Below are 22725 nucleotides of genomic sequence, written 5' to 3' on the forward strand. Positions count from 1 at the left end.
TTTGGGATAGTAATTTTTTAGGTTTGTCAAGTCCTGACTTTTTCCTTTCAAGGAATATTTTGTTTTGCGGGAAAGCTAAATCCAATTTTTTTTCTATTTTGAGCTGTTTCAATATTAAGTTTAACCCAACCCAAAATCCAAAAAGCACTCTTCTATGACTCAAACTATCAACCGGAGCGCCCTTTTCAACGCGAGCTGTCTGGCGCTTATCACCACTGCCTTTTCATTCTCGATCAGAGCAGGCATCCTTCCTCAATTAGGAACCGAGTTTGGGCTCACTGCTGAGCAGTTGGGCTTTATTAACTCCATGTGGTTCTTAGGATTCCCCATTTCAATGATCCTTGGGGGATTGTTTTACCATATCGTAGGCCCGGCTAATATTATGCGGATTGCATTTATCACCCATACCTTGGGGATTTTGCTGACGATTTATGCTGGCGGATACACTACCCTATTGATCTCCACTCTTTTTATTGGCTTTGGTAATGGTTGTACTGAGGCCGCATGTAACCCCTTGATTGCCGACATGTATTCTGGAACTACCTTGAATAAAATGCTCAATCGATTCCACATGTGGTTCCCAGGAGGTATCGTTTTGGGAAGCTTAATCTCCAAATTTATGACTGATGGCGGGATGACTTGGCAAGCTCAAGTATGGGTGATGATGGTTCCAACCATTGCTTATGCAGTACTTTTCTTTGGAAAGACTTTCCCAAAACCATCCGTGGAGGGTGTTACTTCTGTTGGCTCAAACATCAAGGCTATGTTCAGCCCTGTTTTCATTTTCCTATTCTTTGCGATGGCTCTGACCGCCATTTCCGAATTTGGACCACAGCAGTGGGTTGGCTTGATCATGAGCAAGAGCGGTGCTAGCCCAATGTTGATTTTGGCGCTTACTACCGGTGTAATGGCAGTAGGCCGATTCTTTGCAGGACCAGTAGTTAAGGCTTTGGGCCAGACTGGGGTTTTGTTAGGCGGAGCCATCTTTGCTTCCGTGGGTATCTTTATGTTTAGCACTGTGACTGGCTCCATGGCATACGTGGCTGCCTTGATTTTCGCGATTGGAGTATGTTATTTCTGGCCAGTAATGGTAGGAGCAGTGGCACAGAGAGTTCCTCTATCTGGCGCGCTTGGAATGTCTATCATCGGTGGGGTGGGAATGTTTTCCACAGCTATCTTCCAACCCATTATCGGTGGATGGATTGATGCGGCAAGAGCAGCCCAAGGAGCGGCAGGTTTGAGCGGAGATGCTCTAGAGCTTGCAGCAGGTCAAGAGACACTACAGAAAATGGTGATGTTCCCTGGAATCCTCATCGTCTTATTCATCATCTTCTTCATCTGGCAAAGAGGCGTAAAACCAGCCGGAGACGCAGCACACTAAGTATCGAAAGCAGCCTTCGGGCTGCTTTTTTTATTTCCCATACTTACACTAATGAATCGATTTAATTTTCTATTCAGCTTTCTGATTCTTTTAACCATTACTTTAAACGCCCAAGAAATAAAGGGGCCGATAAAAGTCCATCCGGATCAGCGGTATTTGATGACTGCAGATCAACAACCATTTTTCTGGATGGCAGATACTGCATGGGAGCTTTTTCACCGGCTGGATGAATCCCAAGCCAAAATCTATCTTGACAAAAGGAAAGAACAGGGCTTCAATGTCATTCAAGCTGTAGTATTAGCAGAACTTGACGGAATAAATACTCCAAATGCAAACGGGGACAGACCCTTTTCCAATTTGGAAACATGGGAGTACAATGAGAATTATTTCAAACATGTCGATCTGATTTTGGATTTAGCCTTGAAACGAGGTTTGTACATAGCACTGTTACCCACTTGGGGTGATAAACTTTTTAAAAATAAATGGGGCATTGGTCCTGAAATATTTACCCCAGAAACGGCTTATTCTTATGGACAATGGATAGGCAATAGGTATAAAGATCAAAAGAATCTCATCTGGGTATTAGGAGGAGACCGAAATCCTCGAGAAAACTCGAAGGATATCGAGGTATGGAATCAAATGGCAAAGGGGATCAAAGAAACTTCAAGTCCTGAAAATCCGATCTTAATGACTTTTCATCCCCAGCCTACAGCCCCTGGCGGAAGCTCAAATTGGTTTCATTCGTCGGATTGGCTTGATTTCAATATGCATCAAACGGGACATTGCCCGAATTTCCCTTCCTATGAACGCATCAATCACGACTATGGACTATCTCCGACCAAACCCACACTAGACGGAGAACCCATGTATGAGGAGCATCCAAAGTGCTTCAATGCCAAAGAGCTGGGATACAGTGAAGCTACAGATATACGGAAAATCATGTATTGGAATGTGTTTTCCGGTGCTGCAGGTCAAACTTATGGATGCCATGCGGTTTGGCAGATGTATGACCTGGATAAAGACCCTGTCAACGCTCCACTAAAACCCTGGCACCAATCCCTTGATCTCGAAGTGGCCAATCAGGTGAAACATCTGAAAAATCTCATGTTGAGCAGGCCATATTTTGATCGTATACCAGACCCATCGATGGTCGCTGATCATCAAGAGGAGGATGAAACCTTCGTCAGCTCCACGCGATCTAAAAATGGAAGTTATGCTTTTTTTTATTTCCCCACTGGTAAAGAAATCAGCCTGAATTTGTCCAAAATGAATCAAGGAAAGTTGGACTTTCAATGGTATGATCCTCGCACAGGCGTAGCACTTCCTTATCAACCGGTTGTTGAAGAAAAGTCAAATGTGAAAGTCAAGCCACCCAGTTCGGGACGGGGAAATGATTGGATACTCGTCGTAGATGCAAAAGATTAATTTCCACAGGAATAACTCACATACTCATCTGCCTTTATAGACCATAGCTTTCGATCCGAGTCTCTGTAAGTAATAGTACCTGTGCTTTCAAGAATCTCTATGCTATACTCGGTGGTGATGGTGCTTCCATCCACAAGTTCAATAGTACAAGGCCCGTCAAATCGCTGCACATCAATGATTTTTTCACAGGATACAAATCCCAAAAGAAAAAAAAGGAAAAGAAAAGAAAAACGCATAGGTTCAGGACAATTGCTTAAGGTAAACATAACCAGGAATTGAAAAAAAATCCTAATCCTATCAATAAAAAAGCCCGGCAAAATGCCGAGCTTAGTGACCTCGTCAAGATTCAAACTTGAAACCTCCTGAGCCGTAATCAGGTGCTCTATTCAGTTGAGCTACGAGGCCGAATGGGTTTGCAAAAGTAAAGATTAAATTATTTCTTCCAAACAGTATGCGGGAAGAAAATCTTGTTTTGCTAAGATTTTTAACAGAATGCCTTAAGAATAATTAAGACCATTTGGAGGGTAAATCCTTTGGGATTTTATATTTTTGCCCACATCCTATTGAAAAGAAGATTCTTTTAATGAAAAAATTACTAACACTGGCTTTACTTTCATTGTCTTTACTAGCGCAAGCCCAGGAAACTGAAAAAAAACCAAAATCCCCAATCGGAGGACGCCCTAACATCCCCAGTGACTTAAACCTTGAATTTGGATTTAATCAACTCAATAATAGACCCGCCGACCTTTCTCTCAATTTTTTCGGTTCAAGAACTTTCAACATTTCTTATCAATTCCCCATAAAGCTCTTGGGAGATAAGTCCGGATTTACGCTTAACCCCGGATTTGGAGTAGGCTCGGATAAAATGACTTTTGAAGATGATAAAAACCTCTTTAGAAATCCGACTCTTGGAGCAGAGTCTTCCGAGTTAAAGACAGTGAAAAGCGTCTACGGGCAGAACATCAATATCCTGGCAAATAACTTCGCGGCAAACTATTTGGAAATCCCTCTTGATTTAAGATATCATTTCAATAAAAACAATTACAGCAAAAGCTTCAGAGTAAGTATTGGAGGTAAAGTAGGATTTTTATACGATGCCCATACCAAAATCAAATATGAATCTGCAGCGGCCGGAAAAGTGAGAATCAAGGATGGCGAAAATTACGGCCTTGAAAAAATCCGATATGCTGTATCAGTAAAAGCTGGCAGTCCCGGGTTTTATGTATGGGGCAACTTTTTCCTTAATGACATGTGGCAAGCAGGACGAGGGCCATTCGGTACTCAAGCCAGCCAAATTAGTTTTGGATTGGCAGTATCTGTATTTTAAAGGATGATTTCCATAGACAACAAATCCGGCCCAAAAGCCGGATTTTTTTATTTTAGGATAATGCCGTAAGTAACACAAAGGTCAAACCATCCAAATCCAGGAAAATCCAGCCCAACAAACACCAAACCCTACTAAAAATCCCACATAAACTTCAAGTGGACGATGGGCATTGAGATAAAGTCTTGAAGTGCCTACCAATCCGCATAAAACAAGAGAAGTTAATAAAGGGGTAAGGACTTCAAAAGATGCAAAATACTTACCCAAAACAAGCACAACTGCAACAAGCCCGCCCACACCTGTCATATGGGCTGACATTTTCCAGAAAAAAGTAACCAGAGACAACAAAATCACCGCTCCACAAATCACTGTCATTCCTTGCCATAAAATTGGATCCAACTCGGTTTTTTGATACAGAAAAACGGTCGTCAATAGGAAATACAGGCTGGTTATCAAAAATGGAACTAGCCTATCTTTCTTTTCAGGCATGTGCAGACTTTTCAGGGAGCCACTAATTCTCAGACCTATGATCGTGATCATAGGAATAATTAGCGTGGAAAGAATAATTAAAAAAAACAGTCTGAATTTGAATTCTTCCGGAATCGTGGTAGCCTCTGGAACCGCAAATAAGACCATCCCAAAAACCAGTGAAGGCATCAGCAAGGGTTGAAACACAACGGAAATAACGAGCGCTAGAATTCTAAACACTAGAGTTCTTTTCTAAGTCTTGCCACAGGAATTTGAAGTTGCTCACGATATTTTGCCACTGTACGGCGCGCTATATTATATCCCCTTTTGTTGAGCATTTTCACTAATTTATCATCCGACAATGGTCTTTTTTTATCCTCTGCATCAACCATGCCTTGCAAAACGGACTTAACCTCCCTGTTACTTACATCTTCTCCGGTATCTGTAGAAATACCCTCCGAAAAGAAATATTTCAGAGGATACACACCGAATTCGGTCTGAATGGATTTGCTATTTGCAACTCTTGAAACCGTGGAGATATCCATATCAATTTTTTCAGCAATATCCTTCAAAATCATTGGACGGAGATTAGTCTCATCACCATCAATGAAAAACTCTTTCTGATATTGAAGAATTGCCTCCATCGTCCTTAACAACGTGTTCTGCCTCTGCTTAATGGCATCAATAAACCACTTAGCGGCATCCAATTTCTGTTTTACAAAAGATACCGTCTCCTTTAGCTTTTTATCCTTCTTATCACTTTTATCATAGGCATCAAACATATCTGCATAGGAACGTGAAATCCTAAGCTCCGGAGCATTCCTTGAATTCAGACTTACCTCAAGCTTGCCGGAATTATTGGTTAAAATAAAATCTGGAATAATGTATTGGGTTCTGACTAATCCATCCGAAATGCCCCCAGGTTTTGGGTTAAGCCTAGTAATCAGATTTACCGCATCCTTGATTTCATCTTCATTTAGATCAAGGCGCTTCTGGATTTTGGTAAAATGCTTTTTGGTAAACTCTTCGAAACATTCATGAATGATCGCCAAGGCATGCTGAACCACCGGGTCATCCGGATGCTCCTTTCTTTCCAGCTGAATGATCAGGCATTCTTGGAGATTTCTTGCAGCGATACCAGCAGGATCAAAAGTCTGGATCTTACGCAAGATTTCCTCCATTTCGTCAATATCAGTTTCGATATTTTGGGAGAAAGCCAAGTCATTGATAATAGCTTCTAAATCACGCCTGATGTAGCCATCATTCTCAATACTCCCGATCAATTGCTGACCAATTATTTTTTGGCGTTCATCCAATTTCAAAAAGTTCAGCTGAGAGATGAGCTGTTCATGAAGGGTGGCCTGGGAAGAAATCGGAATTTCACGATCCTCCTCATCCGGGTTGTAATTACCATCACCCTGCATTTTATATCCACCATACTCATCATCCAGATAGTCATCCAGATTGAGTTCATTATCATCTCGGCCTAAATCATCTTCATAGGAATCTTCAAAATCATCCTCTTGGGATTTGTCCTGCTCCTCATCTTTCCCTTCTTCCAAAGCCGGATTGACTTCAAGCTCTTCTTCAATACGGGCATCCAGCTCAGCAGTCGGGACCTGCAGCAGCTTGATAAACTGAATTTGCTGAGGTGAAAGCTTCTGAGAAAGTGTCTGAGATAGATTTAACTTTTGCATTGAAATGGAGGAAACCTACTAGTTGGGTTCAAAAAAGGCTTTTTTACCAAAAAAAGCCATCTGGCCAAATTTAGGAAAAAGAGGCAATTTTTTGATAAAAAGGTGATTTAATCGTTTTTTTGCATTCCATTTTAATTCGACAGGAAACGAATTTTTCCTTAAAAAAATCAACCATGGCATTCAACAAGCGGGTCAAAATCAAGACCATCCTGGAACAAAATCTGATCGGACAGGAAATCACCCTCATGGGTTGGGTACGTACAAAGAGAAGTAATAAAAATGTATCCTTCATCGCCCTCAATGACGGTTCGATCATCACCAATTATCAGGTGGTAGCAGATCCTAATGTCATCTCCGAAGAGGTACTTAAAAAATGCAGTACAGGTGCATGTCTTAAAATCACAGGGACTGTGGTAGCATCCCAAGGATCAGGACAATCCTCAGAACTCAATGCAAAATCCATTGAAATTCTCGGAGAAGCGGATCCCGAAAAATATCCTCTCCAGCCTAAAAAACACTCTCTGGAATTTCTTAGGGAAATCGCTCATCTTAGGATGAGAACCAACACCTTTGGAGCTGTTTTTCGTGTACGCCATGCCTTGGCTTTTGCAGTACACAAATATTTCAACGACAAGGGCTTTTTCTACATCCACACCCCTATCATTACGGCCTCAGATGCAGAGGGTGCGGGGGAAACATTCAAAGTAACGACCTTGGATTTGAATAAACTTCCAAGAACTGAAGAAGGTAAAATAGACTTTAAGGAGGATTTCTTTGAGCGTGAAACCAACCTTACCGTATCGGGTCAGCTAGAAGGTGAATTGGCGGCCATGGCTTTATCAGAGATTTACACCTTTGGTCCAACCTTCCGTGCCGAAAACTCCAACACTACCCGTCACTTGGCGGAGTTTTGGATGATCGAGCCTGAAATGGCATTTTACGATGCAGAAGACAACCAAGATCTGGCGGAAGATTTTCTGAAGTACATCATTCGCTATGCTTTGGAAAATTGTGCTGAAGACTTGAAGTTTTTGGATCAGCGGGCACAAGAAGAAGAAAATACAAAACCGGCTGATCAGCGGGCTGAGTTGGGATTAATTGACAAACTGAAATTTGTGGTTGAAAATGACTTTGTAAGATTGACCTATACGGAAGCGATCGATATTCTGAGAAACTCAAATCACAACAAAAAGAAGAAATTTCAATATCTTATTGAGTCTTGGGGAGCAGATCTTCAGTCCGAGCATGAGCGATACTTGGTAGAAAAGCACTTCAAAAAGCCAGTGATTCTGACTGACTATCCTAAGGATATCAAAGCCTTCTACATGCGCCAAAATGAGGACGGCAAAACAGTGGCTGCTATGGATATCCTTTTCCCGGGCATCGGTGAGATTGTAGGAGGATCACAGCGTGAAGAAAGGCTTGACAGATTAACCCAACGAATGCAGGAAATGCATATCCCTGAAGCGGAACTTTGGTGGTATCTGGATACCAGAAGATTTGGAGCTACCCCACATGCCGGATTCGGATTGGGCTTTGAGCGAATGGTGCAGTTTGTGACTGGAATGGGAAATATTAGGGATGTCATCGCTTTTCCCAGAACCCCCGGAAACGCAGAATTTTAAACAATTAATCCCCGGACTAGTCCGGGGATTTTTTTTAACTGACGACCTTCACCCTCTTGGCCAGTGGGATGCAAAGGATGCTGAAAAATATCGCAAGGTATCCCACAAAATTAAAATTAGTTAATTGCCCCAATTCATTTTCTCCGATAATCAGTCCCGCCAATAAAGATGCAAAACCCGCCGCGAGCTGCTGTACCGCAGAATTAAAGCTTAGAAAACTGCCTCTATTCTCCGGCTTTGCTGTACCGGTAATAATGGCTGCCGCGGGTACATACCTTCCATTCGATGTGACAAAAAACAAGGTGGTGATCATCAGGACGTAGACAATTGGGGTGACCCCAAGATGGGTTATGACGCCAATAGGGATTAGGTTTAGGACCATGAAAATGGAAAAAACCTTGAGCTTTCCATGTTTGTCTGCCAGCTTGCCTACCCAAGGTGAAGTAAAAATCGTGAATGCTCCACCTGCAATGTACACATAGGTCAATTGCATCTCAGTGAAACCAACATTCGCAACATTATAGGGACTCAAAAATGGAATAATCATAAACTGTCCAAACATCATCATGATCGAAAGGGTAATTGCTCTCATCTGATTGCTATTGCTGGTCACACGAGTGATCACTTCGAACGGGTGCGGTCTCTTTATTTCCTTTCCCAAATGGTCCGTAATGGAAGGAATGAATTTGAAGATCATCCCCAAGCTAATTACAGACAAAAAAGACAAGATATAAAATGGAGTATGCCAATCAGATAAACTAGCCAAAAACAATCCCAACGGAACTCCCATAACCGATGCGAAAGAAAACGCAGACATGACCAATCCCATAGCCCTTCCTCTCCGCTCATCTGGAATCACATCACCGATAATCGCCAAAATCAAAGCAGAAGTTAGCCCTCCAAAAACTCCGGATAATATCCTGGCTATCAACAAAATTGGATAATTTGGAGAAAGTGCACATCCTAACGTACCGATGGTAAATCCGACGTAAACCCCAAAAAGTATCCTCTTGCGGTCAAATCGATCCAAAACAAATGCTCCAAAAAAACTAGAAGCCCCAGCACTAAATGTATAAGAAGATACTAATAAGCTAAATTCACTTGGTCCAATTTCAAATAACCTCATCAGCTGTGGACCAAGAGGCATCAGTATCATAAAGTCTACTATATGTATGAAATTGATTGCGGCCAGTGTCCACAGTAACGCTTTCTCTTTGTTCATCTGCAAAATCTATGGTCTCAAAACCCCATTGGGAAAAATTAAGTTTGGGTACTTTGAAATTTTTTACCTAGGAGGTTCCTAACCTTTTGAAAGTAGAGGGAATAGCCTCTATTAGATCCGTCGCGATCGTGGACCTCAACTTATCTTCTCCAGCCAACTCACCAGCTAAGCCATGTTGGAATACTCCACAAATCATTGCCTGCTCCGGACTGTAACCCTGTCCTAGAAAAGAGGTAAGCATCCCTGTCAACACATCTCCCATTCCGGCGGTAGCCATGAATTTACTTCCGGAAGAATTAAAAATCTGCCTCCCATCTGACAGACACAAAACTGAGTTGGCTCCTTTGATGACAATATTTACTTCATGCTTTAGACAAAAGGCTTTTGCTTTTTTTAGTCTTTCAAGGTGATTTTCACACTTACCAAACAACCTTTCAAACTCTCCCAAATGGGGAGTCAAAATACTACCCTTGGGTAATTGAGCAAAAAGGTAAGGCGATTGAGATAAAAGAGTAAGTGCATCTGCATCCAAAACTATGGGATGCTTAAAAGTGGTAAGTACCTTTTGGAGAAGATGAGTTTGATCCAATCCAATCCCTGGTCCTATCCCAATGGCATCAAATCCAGAAATATCAACCGAATCCTCAAAAACACACATGGCCTCAGGCACCGAACAATGAATAGCCGTGGTTTCAGTTTTAGGAACCAAGCAAGTCACCAAACCTGAACCGCATCTTAATGCACTTTTTGAAGCGAGAATTGCCGCACCCATTTTCCCTCTATTTCCTGCTACCAACAGTACTTTTCCAAAATCACCCTTATGGGAAAAGCGATTGAACTTCTTATGAAATACGGGTACATCCTTTTCCTGCAGATAATAGTAGTCTGAATAAAATTTGGAATACTCCTCCTCCTCAATTCCAATGTCGACCAACACGAGTTCTCCAGAAAATGATGCGTGCTCAGGAAACATGAGAGATAGTTTGGGAAAAGCGAAGGTAACGGTGACGTCCCCTCGTACACATTCATTTGTGCATGATTGGTCGGAAGGCAGACCACTTGGAATATCAACTGAAATTATTTTTCCTGTGAATGAATTGATTTTGGAAATGACCGCCTTGGCATCCTCCCTAAGCTTACCCTTAAGCCCTACTCCTAAAAAAGCGTCAACTAAAACACCAAAATCATCAGGTTGAAAGTTTCCCCAAGGCACTTTCTCGATAGTTGAAGGAAGTAAATCCCAATTTTTTTGGCAATCCAAACTCAAAGTTGCATCAGGAGAAAAACAGAAGAATACCACCACATGGTAATCGTGCTTGGACAATAATCTGGCAATGGCAAGACCATCCCCCCCATTATTTCCGGCTCCACAAAAAATAGCCACTGGTACATCCTTAGAAAAATTCCTATTTAACCACCAATCCACAAATCCTAAGGCGGCTTTTTCCATCAGCACATGACTGGAAAACCCCTTCTCCTTGGTGTGATTGGAATCCAAAGAAGAAACATCTGAACCAGAAAGTATCTTCAACATGATTAAATAGATTTAGGTGTTAAGGATTTTTTTGGAATTGTTACCAAGACTAAAAATCCAAGGCCAACTAAAAAGAAAATCCCCAAGGAAACAGCAGAGTTGCGCATACTCCCCGTCCACTGTTCTATAGCACCATAGGTAAACGTCCCCAACACAATGGCTAATTTTTCAGTGACATCATAAAAACTGAAATAAGAGGCATGATCTGTAGTTTCTTCTGGAATCAACTTAGAATAAGTAGATCGGGAAAGAGATTGAATACCTCCCATAACCATACCCACCACAAAAGCCAAGGCATAAAATTCATAAACCGAATAGACATAATACGCCGCACCACATATTCCAATCCAAATCAACACCATAATCATTAGACTGATCTTGTTTCCAAATTTTCCGGAAACAAAGGCAAACAAATAGCTCCCACCTATTGCTACAAACTGAATGATCAATACGGTAAGAATCAACTGATCACCAGGAAGACCAAGCTCTTTATCCCCAAAAGAAGCCGCCAGATACATCACTGTCTGTACTCCCATAGAATAGAAAAAGAAAGAAGCCAAAAACCTGCTCATAACAGGCCTCGTCTTTACCTGATTTAATACCGACCTGATTTCCTTATACCCTTTACTCAGTAATCCTTTATGAATACTTTTTTTGAACGGATTTTTTGGTAAAAAACGAAAAGGAATCTGTGAAAATGCTGCCCACCATATTCCTGTAATTAAAAAAGATAAACGGGCCGAAAAACTACCCTCCGGAAAACCAAACCATTCAGGAAACTGAATCGTCAACAAATTAAAAACCAACAGAATAACACTACCTATATACCCCAAAGCAAAACCTCTTGCGCTAAGGAAATCATACTCCTCTTCAGATGCAATTTCTGGTAAATAAGCATTGTAGAATACGATACTTCCTGCATATCCAATACTCGCAAAAACACTACAAAGAATACCAAATTCCAAATTGGATCCATCAAAGAAAAAAAGTCCGATACAGGATAAAGACCCCAAGTAGGCAAAGAATTTCATGAAACCCAATTTTCTACCAGATGCATCGGCTATACCGGAAAGAAGTGGTGAAATTAATGCGATCACAAAAAAAGAAAAGGAAATGGAATAAGAATACAACACAGTATTGACCACCTCAAAACCAAAAAAATTAACTAGGTCAGATCCATCTACTCCCTTGGTGACAATATTGTAATAAACTGGAAATATAGTAGATGTAATCACAAGGCTGTACACCGAGTTTGCCCAGTCGTACATTGCCCAGGCACCTTGAATTTTATGTTTATTAGTAAGAACAAGTTTCATAACCTTCCAACAAAAAAGCCATCCCGATAGGGGATGGCTTTAAATATACTCATTAAGAGAATTAATCTTGATAAATCTTGCCTGTGGAGGCATAGAGTACGCGACGTGCGTCAGCATTCCTAAGTTCGGTCTGAACGTCAGAAATAGGACCCATTTTCACATCTTTGTCCACTTTCATGGAGATTGTGATCAAACCTCGATCCGCTTCAGGAAGCTTATCTCTTTCTTGGTTAACCCACTGAACTATTTCAGTCGGAGTCACAAGAGCATCATTCGCCTGAACTCTTGGCTCTGAACCATATAATCCGGTATTCTTTGGCTTACCAATGTATAAGTAAGAGATCAAAGTCTTCTTTTGAAGCTTTTGAAGCTGAGTAGCCTGAGGAATCTTTTGCTCTACGAGAATATCCTGCTCTCTCAATACTGTAGTCACCATGAAGAAGAACAACAGCATGAAAATGATATCTGGAAGCGCAGATGTAGGAATACTTTCCTGAGTTTTGGTCTTTTTCTTAAACTTTGCCATATCAGTTACCTCCTATTTTATCAGGTTCTGCGATAGAAATCGCCATAGGGATACCTTCTTTTCCTTTATCTTGAAGAGCTTTGGAAGCTTCATCATCACCGGTCAATGCACGGTATTCATCAGCAGTCAATCCTACTCTTTCAGCATAAATATCAAAGTAAGCCTTCTTGGCTAAGTCAAACACCTCCAAAAACACCTCGTAGCTAGTTCCACGGTTTGTCTTAATAGAGATTACTGCCTCTTTCGGATGGTCAGATGACTCTGGTCGTCTTAGGGCTTGTCCCTGCAAAGATGCTGGCAATGTATTGAACAAGGCAGCTGCCTCTTCATCAGGTGCACCGAAATTCAAGATAAAGTCCTTGAACTCCTTGTCCAAGCCTTCTGCAGATCTTCTGTACTCACCTTCCACCAATAGATCATCATTGGCATTGATCAAGACATTGAAAATGTTTCTTTCATTTTTCTTGATATCTGGAGGCGGAACATTAGGATCGAGCTTCGGAGGAAGAATATTCAAAATACCCTTATCCGAAGCAATTGTAGTGGTTACGAGGAAGAAGATCAACAACAGGAAGGCAATGTCTGCCATCGATCCTGCATTAACCTCCTGACTCATTCTACTTTTGCTCTTAGCCATATTATTTAATAGCTTTATTAAGTTCTGTCAGTACAATTCCCGCTATGGCCACAATTGTGAGCACATAAGTCGTGATCATTAACCCTCCCACTAATTGAGACATTTCCGGAGTCAGGTTGAATGGTTCACCTTCGAACTTAGGAAGAACCTCATTGGAAGAGATCGAGTAGCAGATAAAGAACAAAACCAAGATAGCAACTACACCAAGGCCAGTTTTCATCAAACTTTTCGGATCATCCAAGGATTTGATCAGCGGAAGAAGGACGGAGACCACTGCTCCAATTCCCACCAGCGCATAGCTCACATAGAGCATGATATCATAAGAATCCATAGTAATTTCTTTAGTTAATTAGAAAATGAGTTTGACAAAAGATTGGTAAGAATTACTTACCGGTTAATTTGTGCTTCACCAACACGTCTACCAAAGAGATAGAAGCGTCTTCCATGTCATTAACCAAAGAGTCGATCTTTGCAACTAGGTAGTTGTAGAACAATTGAAGAATAATCGCAACGATCAAACCTGCTACGGTTGTCAAAAGAGCGATTTTAATACCACCGGCTACAATAGATGGAGAGATATCACCAGCCGCTTCGATGGTATCGAAAGCGAAGATCATACCGATTACCGTACCCATGAAGCCCAACATTGGAGCAAGAGAGATGAAAAGAGAGATCCATACCAGACCTTTTTCCAAACGACCCATTTCTACTGAACCATAGGCAATGATAGATTTTTCTACCATTTCAATACCTTCAGAATATCTCATCAAACCTTGAGTGAAGATAGAAGCTACAGGTCCTTTAGTGTTTTTGGTAACGTCTTTTGCCGCTTCAATACCACCAGAAGAAAGAGCATCTTCGATTTTGTTGATCAATTTCTTGGTGTTGGTAGTAGAAAGGTTCAAAGTGATAATTCTTTCCAAGGCAATAGCAAGACCCAAAATCAAGCAGATCAATACCGGAGTCATGTAAATTGGGTCACCCTCGATAAATTTCTCTTTAATTACTTGGTGAAAGCTCTGCTCCTCAGCCACGATTTCATCGTCAACTACTGTAGGAGAAGCAGGTGATGCTGCTGGTGCATCTTGAGCGTTTGCGAATACAGGAATGAATAGGATACCTGCGAGCATGAACAAAGCGATTAACTTTCTCATAATGTGTTTTTTAAATAGACTTTTGATAAAGGTTAAATGGTTTCCAGATTAAATCGAGGCTTTAAAGTTATCATTTTTTAAATTCAAAAAACAAAGGTGTCTTTTTACTTTTTTGAAAGAATCCTCTGTTTAAAGCGAATTTGAGGCAATTTTTACACGAATGGATCGATTTTCTTATCCTTCTTTCGATTTGCATTCATTCAAAAACGCCCCAGTTTCCAACGTTTAAATACCTGTCAACTTTTAAACCTATTGAATTTCAGTTGGAAATAAAAATTAAAATTTTCTTTAGGTAGAATTAGGGGATGTAATAAAGATTTTTCGGTTGGATCTTATCCAACTTTGTGAGGCAATTGGATTTGACTTTCATGAAATTTGGATAATCATATCATTCCTTATTCAAACTTTAAAAACAATTGTTCAATAATTGGGAGAGGTGACTGAAATGAAAAGTTATGCTTTAGGCAGGCAAAGAAACTTAACTTTTTTCTAAAATTTGGCTTTTTGGCAGAGAGGAAGGGATTGCTCGTACCCGCTACTACGCAGCACATCCGCTCGCGAATCTCCCTACCGGTCGATTTCAAACCCGAGGGTTCTCATCCCTTCCACCACCTTCCATCAACTACTTTAAATAACAAAAGCCAACCTTATTTCTAAAGTTGGCTTTTTTGCAGAGAGGAAGGGATTGCTCGTACCCGCCTACCATGCCGCACATCCGCTCGCGAATCTCCCTACCGGTCGATTTCAAACCCGAGGGTTCTCATCCCTTCCACCACCTCCATCAACTACTTTAAATAACAAAAGCCAACCTTATTTCTAAAGTTGGCTTTTTTGCAGAGAGGAAGGGATTCGAACCCTCGATACCCTTTAGGGGTATACACACTTTCCAGGCGTGCTCCTTCAACCACTCGGACACCTCTCTGTAGGGTTGATCTAATCCGGTTTCTAAATCGGAGTGCAAAGAAAATTATTATTCCCTCCGATTCCAAACCGCAGTCGAAAATTCATTGAAAAATCAAGCTGTAATTTCTCCTGCAATAGATTGAGTGAGCTTTAAGCAGATTTCCTCGCGGGAAAGGTTCTGTCCCAAAAGAAACATCAACTTGGTCACAGCTGCTTCTGTAGTCATGTCTGCACCGCTCACTACACCCACCGCCAAGAGTTCTTTACTGGTTTCGTATCTTCCTTGGATTACCCGGCCACCATTACATTGGGAAACATTCAAAATAATTAGCCCTTTTTTGATCGCACGCTCCAAAGACTGCATAAACCATGCTTCTGAGGGACTATTACCGGAACCATAGGTCTCTAAAACCACTCCCCTGAGCCCATCGATGGAAAAACAGGCATCCATGATTTTATCCGTTATACCTGGAAAAAGCTTTAAAATCATCACCCGGTTGTCCAGGCTATTAAGGTTGACTAGCTTTCTGTTAGGCTCATACGGACGGATTGCATTGGTATTGTAATCAATCACAATCCCAGCCTCAGCCAAAATCGGATAGTTTTCAGATTCAAATGCATCAAAATGGATACTTTGCACTTTTTTGGATCGATTGCCTCTTAGAAGCATATGATTGAAGAAAATGCAGACTTCGGGAACAATCGGTCTTCCATTGATTTTGGCGGTAGCAATCTCAAGAGAAGTCATAAGGTTCTCCCGTGCATCCGAACGCATGGCAGAAATAGGCAATTGTGCACCAGTAAAAATCACAGGCTTGTTTAACCCATTCAGCATGTAACTCAGCATTGACGCAGAATAGGCCATGGTGTCAGTTCCATGCAGCACGACAAACCCATCGTAGCTATCGTAATTCTCATAAATAATATAGGCCATATCCTTCCAATGACGCATAGTCACATTGGAGGAGTCGATGGGTTCTGGAAATGAAATCACCGTGATAGCGATGTTCATATTTGCCAGAATGGGTATTTTCTCCAAAATCTGCCCGAAATTGAAGGGTACTAAAGCTCCAGACTCATCATAAGCCATTCCCAAAGTGCCCCCAGTATATATAATCAATACAGAAGCAGTCTTTCCGGTCTTTAGGCCGGTGTTCAAACGGACAATTTTATAATTCATTTTCCAATCTCCTTAAATAAACCGAGTGCATTGGCGCTTGTCACTTCAGCAACTTTTTCCAATGACAGCTCCAACAAATCCCCCACTTTTTTGGCAATCTCCGGGAGGTAGGCTGACGTGTTTCGCTTACCCCGATGAGGAACAGGTGCCAGATACGGAGCATCTGTCTCCAACACGAGATTATCCAAACCAAGATAAGGAATCACCTGATCCAATCCGCCATTTTTATACGTTACTACGCCGCCGATTCCAAGTAAAAACCCCATCTCAACGATCCTCTTGGCCTGATCCAAGTTTCCGGTGAAGCAATGAAAAATCCCCTTTAGTTTACCGTCATGAGCATTTTCAATCAATTCGATCGTTTGATCAATTGACTCTCTGCAGTGCAAAACGATCGGAAGTTCTTTTTCCTTTGCCCATCCCACTTGGATCTTCAGTGCTTCTTTTTGAAGATCAAATGTGGTCTTATCCCAATAGAGATCAGTGCCAATCTCTCCGACTGCTGCAAACTCCCTTCGGTTAAGCCACTCCTCCATGACCTTGAGCTGATGTTCAAAATCCTCCTTCACATCACAGGGATGGAGTCCCATCATGGGAATGCAGAGATCTCCGTATCGGCTTTCACAGTCCAGCATGCGGTCTATGGTTTCCACATCCACATTAGGCATATAGATTCTGGTAATTCCTGCAGCCTTTATCTCCTCAATAACCTGATCTCTATCCGAATCAAACTTAGTTGAATAAATATGCGCGTGAGTATCGATCAGATTCATGGGTAATTTCTCGCTTTCCATTGGGTTTGGACAGGCCAAAAGTAATAAAGAATAGTTAGGGAAATGGCCAAAATCTGGTAAAAATCAAAGACGGACAATGAAATCAACTTCAGTTTTTGACCTGCTCTACTGGCAATTTGACTGAGAAATACTCCCTGAAAAATGATTTTCAACAACCAAACCCCAAGTCCCAAAAACAGGTGTTTGACCAAAATGTAGCCAACTGCCGGAAAAAACAAAAACTGAATCCCCAACAGGATTTTCCATCCGGGGGAAAGCGACATCACCCCGTTCATCCATCGTTTTCTCTGACGAAGCAAATCCTTCCAATTCGCCTCCGCCTTGGTGATGACCAAGAGTTGAGGATTGACTTGGTGAACCAGCCTGTACCCTGCTTTTCTCACAGATCGGGAAATTTCCAAATCTTCTGTAAGTGAGAAAGGGAGTCCCTCAAATCCCCCACTTTTCTCATAGGCTTCCCTACTGATAATCATATTATTGCCTAAGCCGGTAGTGGCATAACCCAAATCAGTGACCACTTTGACCATCCCCAAGGTATTCCACCAATCCAACTCTTGCATCCGTGAGAAAAGCCCCTTACTTCTGACTTGGGTAATTCCTATCAGGATTCCTAAGCCCTTTTCAAAACAAGACACCGCTTCCTTAATCCACGCTCGGGGAACTTGACAATCTGCATCCGTGAAAAAGAAAAGTTCTCCTTTTGCCTGTTTGGCCAAAATAGCAAGAGCATTTGCTTTCCCATTTGGATGAAAAAGTTTGGTCTGATCCGGTAATATGGAAATCAGCTTTCGGTTGGGATAACCTTCTGCCCAAATTTGGATTAAATCTGGGGTCTGATCTTCACTTTGATCATCTGCGAAAAGAATTTCCAATTTTTCTAAAGGATAATCCAGTTCGGACAAGCTCTTTAATAGACCTGGAAGATTCTCTTCTTCATTGCGGGCCGCCACAAGCACCGAAACCATTGGAAATTCACCCGCTTTTGCCTTTGAGTGATTTTTCCAGTTTTTTTTCACCAAAATCCAAAGAACCCCGAATTGGATGATCAAAAGGGCAGAAAAAAAAACAGAAATCCAGATCATAGTAGCGCGGTAATAAACCCATGGTCCTTCAAAAAATCCAAGTAATCGGGGAGAATATGCTGTAGGTGTCCATCTGTCTTTTCCTGATCGTGGAAGACTATGATTTGACCGGGGGAAGTCATGGGCTTCGCTGCATTTAGCAGGATATGAGGAGCAATGGATCGATCATAATCACCCGTAAGCAAGCTCCACATCACAATTTCTTTTTTCTGAGTAATCTGCCTGGCCTGCCATGGCGAAAGGATCCCGTATGGAGGGCGGAAGAGAATTGGGGTGAACCCCAGCTTGTCTTCAAAAATACGATCACAGGTATTTACATTTTCTAAATAGACTTTCCCGGGAGTTTTCAAGCCATGAAGGTGGTGAAACGTGTGGTTTCCTGCCCGATGACCAGCTCCAAGAACTTCTTTTGCCAAGGAGTGATGCTTGCGCACATTGTCGCCAACCATGAAAAAAGTAGCTTTCTGATTTCTTTTGGCCAATTCTTCCAATACAAAATCAGTGATTACCGGTACGGGGCCATCATCAAAGGTCAGATAGACCTGTCTGTTTTCAGCGGGCCCTTCCCAAATTCTTTTAGGAAAAAATCGCTGAATCCACCTTGGAATCCGATGCGGCTTCATGGTTTAGTTAAATCTTAGACTCAGTAAGGTCAAATCATCCTTAAGCGGAATGCTCTTGGAAAAATCCCCCATCAATTTCAAAAACTCGAGATGAAAGTCTTCCGGATTGACACCGATGTGAGCATCTACAAAGGTTCTGAATCGGTCTTCTCCAAATTCCTCCTCTTCTGGGTTCATGGATTCTGTCAGACCATCGGTATACAAATGAATGGTAAACTTTTGAAGATTATCCCTCGTCCCGATTTCCAAAAAAGGCAATTCTTCAAAAGCCCCCAATATGGTCGTTCCTGCTTCCAGCAGTTCTGTTCTCCCAGAACTCTCCCAAATAAGAATCGGAGGGTTATGTCCAGCATTGACAAACCGAAGACCACGGGTAGTAAAATCATACTCCCCAAGAAAAAACGTAATGAATCGCTCACCCTTGGTATTGTCAAAAAGGGTGTAGTTCAGCTGCCTTACCATAGTCTCAAAGTCCGCATCACTTCGGAGCAAAGTCCGCAATGCTGCCTGAAAATTGGACATCAATAGCGCTGCGGCAATCCCTTTTCCTGACACGTCCGCAATACAGAAATAGACTTTATCCTTGGTCTTCAGGATCAAATCATAATAATCACCTCCCACCATGCTATGGGGAAAGTAGGTAACCTTGGCCTTGAGTCGATCTGAATCGGGCAATGTAGCCGGAAAAAGCATGTGCTGTACCTGAGAGGCAATCTCCACTTCCCGCTTGAGCACTTCCTGCTCGAGCTGTCTCCTGGCAAAACGCTTATTTTCAAGTGCTACAACCAGAATATTAGCCAGAGCTTGGGTAAAATCCAGATCAAGTTCCAGCTCCAAGGATTTCCTTTTGAGGAAAAGAATCGCCAGCATTTGATCCTTATGATAGACGGGTAGGTATGTTTCCAGTTCCTCAAAAGAATATCCCTCGGGAAGCTGAATAGACAATTTTCCCGACTTTTTGTCATCTGTCACCCAAGAAGCAGGAAGGGCTGCAGGCGTTTTGGCTTTTACCCCATGAGAAATCCTTCGCTCGTAATTTCCCTCCTTGGAGACATACAAAATCAAAGCTTTGATATCCAGGTGAACCAGACAGGTAAACTTGAAAATATTGACTAAAACGGACTCGGGCTGATTTTCATTGATCGCCTGAGTGATCTCCAGCAAGGCTTTAAGCTCAAGTTCTTTGCGTTGAAATTTGTAGGTATCCTGAGTCACTGCTTATAAAGTATTATGGGCCATCAGCCCTTTTTTGGTTGCCAAAAAAAACAAATCCTTGCCCTCCTTGAAAATATCGACTTGATCAAATCGCTCTTCATCGGGGCCGGAAAGGCATTTGATCATTCCCTTTTGGTACAAAGAGGTCAAGGTCTCCATCAACAATTTATCTTCCCAGTCCAAGGTTTCTTGAAGGTAGGCATAGCCCTGTACAAAATACAATTCGTCCAAAAGATCAAATTCCTTGTCGCTCATAACAGTCAAATGATGGGCTAAAATACAGAATCTTCTTGGGATCGATCTTTCCACTTCACTTTTATGAAAATAGTACCCAGACCAACCCAAATCACATAAATAGGATGGAATAAACTAGTCAGGGCGAACTGCAAAATACCCGGGTTGTGGCCAAGGGACTCTCCTACTCTACCCAGACTAGCTTTCTCTGAAAAAAACTTAATCATCCAGATCATTCCCAAGAAAATCAAAGTGTTGGAGTGTTTGGAAAACACATAGATACTTTCAAGCCAAACCAACTGAACCAAGAATGCCAAAACAGCAGCTAAAGCATGTGAAAATGAACGATGTGCTTTCCATTTACCCGCCCACCTGATCCGCTGCTGAATCAGATCTCCCCATTTAGCCTGTGGATTTGTAGTCACTAAAACTTCCCTAGTAGGAAGATATACGCAGCTCTCAGGGCCAAACCGAGCTACTACTTTTTTCAACAAAAATTCATCATCCCCAGAAAACCACTTTTCATTACCGTGGTATCCTCGCACTTCCTCGAAAGCCTTTTTTCTGAAAGCCAAATTTGCTCCGCTGCACATCAAAGGTTGATTCCTTGAAAAGGAAAATCGAGTCAAAAGCAGGATGCTAAACCACTCGATCTGTTGGAATTTTCCAAAAAAACTTGCCCCCATGTCCTCGGTTACCACAGGGCCCGCCACCAACTGGACCCCAGGGAATCTGAAGAGGACTGTCATTTTATTTACCCATTGGTCTGGAAATTTGCAATCGGCATCGGAAGTAAGAATGATCTCTCCCTGAGCTTGGGAAATCCCAAAATCCAAAGCCGCTTTCTTCCCTGACCCAGGGCTTTTCAAAATTTTGACTCCATGAATACCTTCCAGGGAATGATCCAACAATTCCCTCGATCCATCTTCGCTTTGGTCATCGACGAGAATTACCTCCACAGTATCTCGCAAAATCTTGGCAATTTCTGAGGCAAGTTGAGAAACGTTTTGACGCTCATTCCGAAATGGAATAATTAGGGAGATTTTTTGAGGTTTGCCGGATGAAGTAATCTTTAAAGGCTTTTTCGGCCATTTTCTCATCAAAAAGAAATGAAGCCCCAAATACGCCAAACACCAAAGGAGGTAAAAACTGATCATCTTTTAGCCTAACTTGTAGCCGTGAGTAAAGAAGTACAAAAAGCCCCGAAAGAAAAAATCATCTTAGGAATCGACCCAGGGACAACTGTCATGGGGTACGGCCTGATTTTGACTGAAGGAAAAAAATATAAAATCCTTCAATATGGAGTCATCCACCTCAAAAAATACGAAACCCACGAACTGAAGCTGAAGAAGATTTTTGAGCGAATCAGTGGGATTATTGAGGAGTTTGCGCCAGATTCAGTAGCCTTGGAAGCTCCTTTTTACGGAGCAAACGTACAATCCATGCTCAAACTTGGTCGAGCACAGGGAGTGGCCATGGCAGCGGCACTTTCTAAAGAAATACCCATCACCGAATATTCTCCCAAAAAAGTAAAGCAGTCCGTCACCGGAAACGGAAATGCTTCAAAAGAACAAGTAGCCGCAATGCTCCAGACGCTTTTGGGAATCACCGAATTACCCAAACTCTTGGATGCAACCGATGCCTTGGCGGTAGCACTTTGTCATCATTTTCATGAAGGGAGGGTTCAAACCAGGGGACGAAATGAAGGATGGAAGTCCTTCATTGAGGAAAATCCAAACCGCATCAAAAAATAAATCCCGGCTGACCGGGATTTGTTTTTTTACTTGTTGAAAGTATATCCTAAGGAAAGCTTCAACACCCTGTTACTGACGTCTGTATTGAAGTAATTAAGTGAAGAAAGCCCCATATCGTAGCTCACTTGTGCATTCAAGCCCGAGAAAATAGATACTCCAACTCCAACAACAGCCCCGTATTCATATCCTCTGACAGGTTCCAGGCTATTACTTGAAGAGGTCCCCCTGGTATAATCCCTCGACATCAAAAAGGAAAGTTGAGGTCCGGCAAACACATTCAAAATGGGAAGAAAATTTAACCTGACCAATACCGGGACATCCAAATATCCAAGTTTGTCTGTTACGTCTTCACCAGCTATAGAAGTAGTATTGTACCCTTTTCCGGAATATTGAATCCCTGGCTCAAAAGAAAAAAGACCTCCAGATGAAATCTGATAGTACCCTCCAACATGAAATGAACTCAAAGCGGTGAAATCAGAATTGGAGAAATTTGCAGAGCTAAATCCACCTCTAATCCCCAATTGGGCTTTAGCAGAAGCGACAAAACCTAAAACAAAGAATGCCAATAAAATTTTTTTCATGACTAGTTAAATTTTTAATTTCCATAAAACTAACGGAAGAAAACCAATTC

At 41.9% G+C, this 22725-nt stretch carries 23 protein-coding genes and 2 tRNA genes; 5 read left to right on the plus strand and 20 right to left on the minus strand.

Annotation, left to right across the window (positions count from 1 at the left end; translation table 11 throughout):
• Positions 1-154: 154 nt before the first annotated feature.
• A complete protein-coding gene (locus tag DDT91_RS15935) occupies positions 155-1381 on the plus strand; it encodes a sugar MFS transporter (RefSeq protein WP_187177190.1) in 1227 nt (408 codons plus the stop codon).
• A 51-nt stretch (positions 1382-1432) separates the two neighbouring features.
• Positions 1433-2806 carry a glycoside hydrolase family 140 protein gene (locus DDT91_RS15940; protein ID WP_187177191.1) on the plus strand — a complete coding sequence of 458 codons (1374 nt, stop codon included), beginning with the start codon at positions 1433-1435 and terminating at the stop codon, positions 2804-2806.
• On the opposite strand, the gene DDT91_RS15945 is transcribed toward DDT91_RS15940, so the two are convergent.
• The gene (locus tag DDT91_RS15945) at positions 2803-3072 is read right to left on the minus strand and encodes a hypothetical protein (protein WP_187177192.1); all 270 of its coding nucleotides are present in this window, start codon (positions 3070-3072) and stop codon (positions 2803-2805) included. The genes DDT91_RS15940 and DDT91_RS15945 overlap by 4 nt on opposite strands.
• Before the next feature lie 65 nt (positions 3073-3137).
• Positions 3138-3211 (minus strand) — tRNA-Arg (locus DDT91_RS15950).
• Between the two features lie 178 nt (positions 3212-3389).
• Here DDT91_RS15950 and DDT91_RS15955 point away from each other — a divergent pair.
• Positions 3390-4133, plus strand: a complete 744-nt coding sequence (locus DDT91_RS15955; protein ID WP_187177193.1) for an outer membrane beta-barrel protein — start codon at positions 3390-3392, stop codon at positions 4131-4133.
• A gap of 81 nt (positions 4134-4214) precedes the next feature.
• Here the strand turns inward: DDT91_RS15955 and DDT91_RS15960 are convergent, their stop codons facing one another.
• Together DDT91_RS15960 and rpoN are read right to left on the minus strand one after the other, a co-directional pair.
• On the minus strand, positions 4215-4787 hold the full coding sequence (locus DDT91_RS15960; protein WP_222718665.1) for a phosphatase PAP2 family protein: 573 nt from the start codon (positions 4785-4787) through the stop codon (positions 4215-4217).
• 50 nt (positions 4788-4837) lie between these two features.
• Positions 4838-6295: an RNA polymerase factor sigma-54 gene (rpoN, locus tag DDT91_RS15965; RefSeq protein WP_187177195.1), complete on the minus strand. Its 1458-nt coding sequence runs from the start codon at positions 6293-6295 to the stop codon at positions 4838-4840.
• Positions 6296-6468: 173 nt separating this feature from the next.
• On the opposite strand from rpoN, the gene asnS reads away from it, so the two are divergent.
• Positions 6469-7920 (plus strand): asparagine--tRNA ligase, encoded by a 1452-nt coding sequence (gene asnS / locus DDT91_RS15970; protein WP_187177196.1) that lies wholly within the window; start codon positions 6469-6471, stop codon positions 7918-7920.
• A 34-nt stretch (positions 7921-7954) separates the two neighbouring features.
• Here the strand turns inward: asnS and DDT91_RS15975 are convergent, their stop codons facing one another.
• The 15 genes from DDT91_RS15975 to DDT91_RS16045 all read right to left on the minus strand — a co-directional run bounded on the left by DDT91_RS15975 (position 7955) and on the right by DDT91_RS16045 (position 21497).
• Complete coding sequence (locus tag DDT91_RS15975) at positions 7955-9142, minus strand: MFS transporter (protein ID WP_187177197.1); 1188 nt, start codon at positions 9140-9142, stop codon at positions 7955-7957.
• Positions 9143-9209: 67 nt separating this feature from the next.
• On the minus strand, positions 9210-10676 hold the full coding sequence (locus tag DDT91_RS15980; protein ID WP_187177198.1) for an NAD(P)H-hydrate dehydratase: 1467 nt from the start codon (positions 10674-10676) through the stop codon (positions 9210-9212).
• A gap of 2 nt (positions 10677-10678) precedes the next feature.
• On the minus strand, positions 10679-11944 hold the full coding sequence (locus DDT91_RS15985) for an MFS transporter (RefSeq protein WP_370539332.1): 1266 nt from the start codon (positions 11942-11944) through the stop codon (positions 10679-10681).
• Between the two features lie 109 nt (positions 11945-12053).
• The gene (locus DDT91_RS15990; RefSeq protein WP_187177200.1) at positions 12054-12518 is read right to left on the minus strand and encodes a biopolymer transporter ExbD; all 465 of its coding nucleotides are present in this window, start codon (positions 12516-12518) and stop codon (positions 12054-12056) included.
• Between the two features lies 1 nt (position 12519).
• The gene (locus tag DDT91_RS15995; protein ID WP_187177201.1) at positions 12520-13155 is read right to left on the minus strand and encodes a biopolymer transporter ExbD; all 636 of its coding nucleotides are present in this window, start codon (positions 13153-13155) and stop codon (positions 12520-12522) included.
• A 1-nt stretch (position 13156) separates the two neighbouring features.
• Entirely contained in the window at positions 13157-13486 is a 330-nt protein-coding gene (locus DDT91_RS16000) for a hypothetical protein (protein WP_187177202.1), read from the minus strand.
• A 52-nt stretch (positions 13487-13538) separates the two neighbouring features.
• Positions 13539-14309 carry a MotA/TolQ/ExbB proton channel family protein gene (locus DDT91_RS16005; protein ID WP_187177203.1) on the minus strand — a complete coding sequence of 257 codons (771 nt, stop codon included), beginning with the start codon at positions 14307-14309 and terminating at the stop codon, positions 13539-13541.
• 834 nt (positions 14310-15143) lie between these two features.
• Positions 15144-15231: transfer RNA gene (locus DDT91_RS16010), tRNA-Ser, on the minus strand.
• A 93-nt stretch (positions 15232-15324) separates the two neighbouring features.
• Entirely contained in the window at positions 15325-16392 is a 1068-nt protein-coding gene (locus DDT91_RS16015) for an asparaginase (protein WP_187177204.1), read from the minus strand.
• Positions 16389-17186 (minus strand): TatD family hydrolase, encoded by a 798-nt coding sequence (locus tag DDT91_RS16020; protein WP_255502153.1) that lies wholly within the window; start codon positions 17184-17186, stop codon positions 16389-16391. The genes DDT91_RS16015 and DDT91_RS16020 overlap by 4 nt, the downstream gene beginning before the upstream one ends.
• On the minus strand, positions 17162-18268 hold the full coding sequence (locus tag DDT91_RS16025) for a glycosyltransferase (protein WP_187177205.1): 1107 nt from the start codon (positions 18266-18268) through the stop codon (positions 17162-17164). Before DDT91_RS16025 ends, DDT91_RS16020 begins: the two co-directional genes overlap by 25 nt.
• Positions 18265-18891 (minus strand): polysaccharide deacetylase family protein, encoded by a 627-nt coding sequence (locus DDT91_RS16030; RefSeq protein ID WP_187177206.1) that lies wholly within the window; start codon positions 18889-18891, stop codon positions 18265-18267. The genes DDT91_RS16025 and DDT91_RS16030 overlap by 4 nt, the downstream gene beginning before the upstream one ends.
• A 3-nt stretch (positions 18892-18894) precedes the next feature.
• Positions 18895-20106 carry a PP2C family protein-serine/threonine phosphatase gene (locus DDT91_RS16035; RefSeq protein WP_187177207.1) on the minus strand — a complete coding sequence of 404 codons (1212 nt, stop codon included), beginning with the start codon at positions 20104-20106 and terminating at the stop codon, positions 18895-18897.
• Positions 20107-20109: 3 nt separating this feature from the next.
• The gene (locus DDT91_RS16040) at positions 20110-20361 is read right to left on the minus strand and encodes a hypothetical protein (protein WP_187177208.1); all 252 of its coding nucleotides are present in this window, start codon (positions 20359-20361) and stop codon (positions 20110-20112) included.
• Positions 20362-20378: 17 nt separating this feature from the next.
• On the minus strand, positions 20379-21497 hold the full coding sequence (locus DDT91_RS16045; protein WP_187177209.1) for a glycosyltransferase: 1119 nt from the start codon (positions 21495-21497) through the stop codon (positions 20379-20381).
• Positions 21498-21518: 21 nt separating this feature from the next.
• Between DDT91_RS16045 and ruvC the strand changes: the two genes are divergently transcribed.
• Positions 21519-22094, plus strand: coding sequence for a crossover junction endodeoxyribonuclease RuvC (gene ruvC / locus DDT91_RS16050; protein WP_187177210.1), 576 nt, complete (start codon positions 21519-21521; stop codon positions 22092-22094).
• A gap of 26 nt (positions 22095-22120) precedes the next feature.
• Here the strand turns inward: ruvC and DDT91_RS16055 are convergent, their stop codons facing one another.
• Entirely contained in the window at positions 22121-22675 is a 555-nt protein-coding gene (locus DDT91_RS16055) for a porin family protein (RefSeq protein ID WP_187177211.1), read from the minus strand.
• Positions 22676-22725: the final 50 nt, after the last annotated feature.

It is taken from the genome of Algoriphagus sp. AK58 (assembly GCF_014324365.1).
Classification (GTDB): domain Bacteria; phylum Bacteroidota; class Bacteroidia; order Cytophagales; family Cyclobacteriaceae; genus Algoriphagus.

Bases quoted from the DNA above. Each gene is read 5' to 3' on its own strand.
- DDT91_RS15940 (WP_187177191.1), top strand. From the start codon at position 1,433: ATGAATCGATTTAATTTTCTATTCAGCTTTCTGATTCTTTTAACCATT.
- DDT91_RS15960 (WP_222718665.1), bottom strand. From the start codon at position 4,787: ATGCCTTCACTGGTTTTTGGGATGGTCTTATTTGCGGTTCCAGAGGCT.
- DDT91_RS16000 (WP_187177202.1), bottom strand. From the start codon at position 13,486: ATGGATTCTTATGATATCATGCTCTATGTGAGCTATGCGCTGGTGGGA.
- DDT91_RS16030 (WP_187177206.1), bottom strand. From the start codon at position 18,891: ATGAAGCCGCATCGGATTCCAAGGTGGATTCAGCGATTTTTTCCTAAA.
- DDT91_RS16040 (WP_187177208.1), bottom strand. From the start codon at position 20,361: ATGAGCGACAAGGAATTTGATCTTTTGGACGAATTGTATTTTGTACAG.
- DDT91_RS16020 (WP_255502153.1), bottom strand. From the start codon at position 17,186: ATGGAAAGCGAGAAATTACCCATGAATCTGATCGATACTCACGCGCAT.
- asnS (WP_187177196.1), top strand. From the start codon at position 6,469: ATGGCATTCAACAAGCGGGTCAAAATCAAGACCATCCTGGAACAAAAT.
- rpoN (WP_187177195.1), bottom strand. From the start codon at position 6,295: ATGCAAAAGTTAAATCTATCTCAGACACTTTCTCAGAAGCTTTCACCT.
- DDT91_RS16025 (WP_187177205.1), bottom strand. From the start codon at position 18,268: ATGATCTGGATTTCTGTTTTTTTTTCTGCCCTTTTGATCATCCAATTC.
- DDT91_RS15990 (WP_187177200.1), bottom strand. From the start codon at position 12,518: ATGGCAAAGTTTAAGAAAAAGACCAAAACTCAGGAAAGTATTCCTACA.
- DDT91_RS15980 (WP_187177198.1), bottom strand. From the start codon at position 10,676: ATGTTGAAGATACTTTCTGGTTCAGATGTTTCTTCTTTGGATTCCAAT.
- DDT91_RS15985 (WP_370539332.1), bottom strand. From the start codon at position 11,944: ATGTACGACTGGGCAAACTCGGTGTACAGCCTTGTGATTACATCTACT.
- DDT91_RS15945 (WP_187177192.1), bottom strand. From the start codon at position 3,072: ATGTTTACCTTAAGCAATTGTCCTGAACCTATGCGTTTTTCTTTTCTT.
- DDT91_RS15935 (WP_187177190.1), top strand. From the start codon at position 155: ATGACTCAAACTATCAACCGGAGCGCCCTTTTCAACGCGAGCTGTCTG.
- DDT91_RS15995 (WP_187177201.1), bottom strand. From the start codon at position 13,155: ATGGCTAAGAGCAAAAGTAGAATGAGTCAGGAGGTTAATGCAGGATCG.
- DDT91_RS15955 (WP_187177193.1), top strand. From the start codon at position 3,390: ATGAAAAAATTACTAACACTGGCTTTACTTTCATTGTCTTTACTAGCG.
- DDT91_RS16005 (WP_187177203.1), bottom strand. From the start codon at position 14,309: ATGAGAAAGTTAATCGCTTTGTTCATGCTCGCAGGTATCCTATTCATT.
- DDT91_RS16015 (WP_187177204.1), bottom strand. From the start codon at position 16,392: ATGAATTATAAAATTGTCCGTTTGAACACCGGCCTAAAGACCGGAAAG.
- DDT91_RS15975 (WP_187177197.1), bottom strand. From the start codon at position 9,142: ATGAACAAAGAGAAAGCGTTACTGTGGACACTGGCCGCAATCAATTTC.
- DDT91_RS16045 (WP_187177209.1), bottom strand. From the start codon at position 21,497: ATGATCAGTTTTTACCTCCTTTGGTGTTTGGCGTATTTGGGGCTTCAT.
- DDT91_RS16055 (WP_187177211.1), bottom strand. From the start codon at position 22,675: ATGAAAAAAATTTTATTGGCATTCTTTGTTTTAGGTTTTGTCGCTTCT.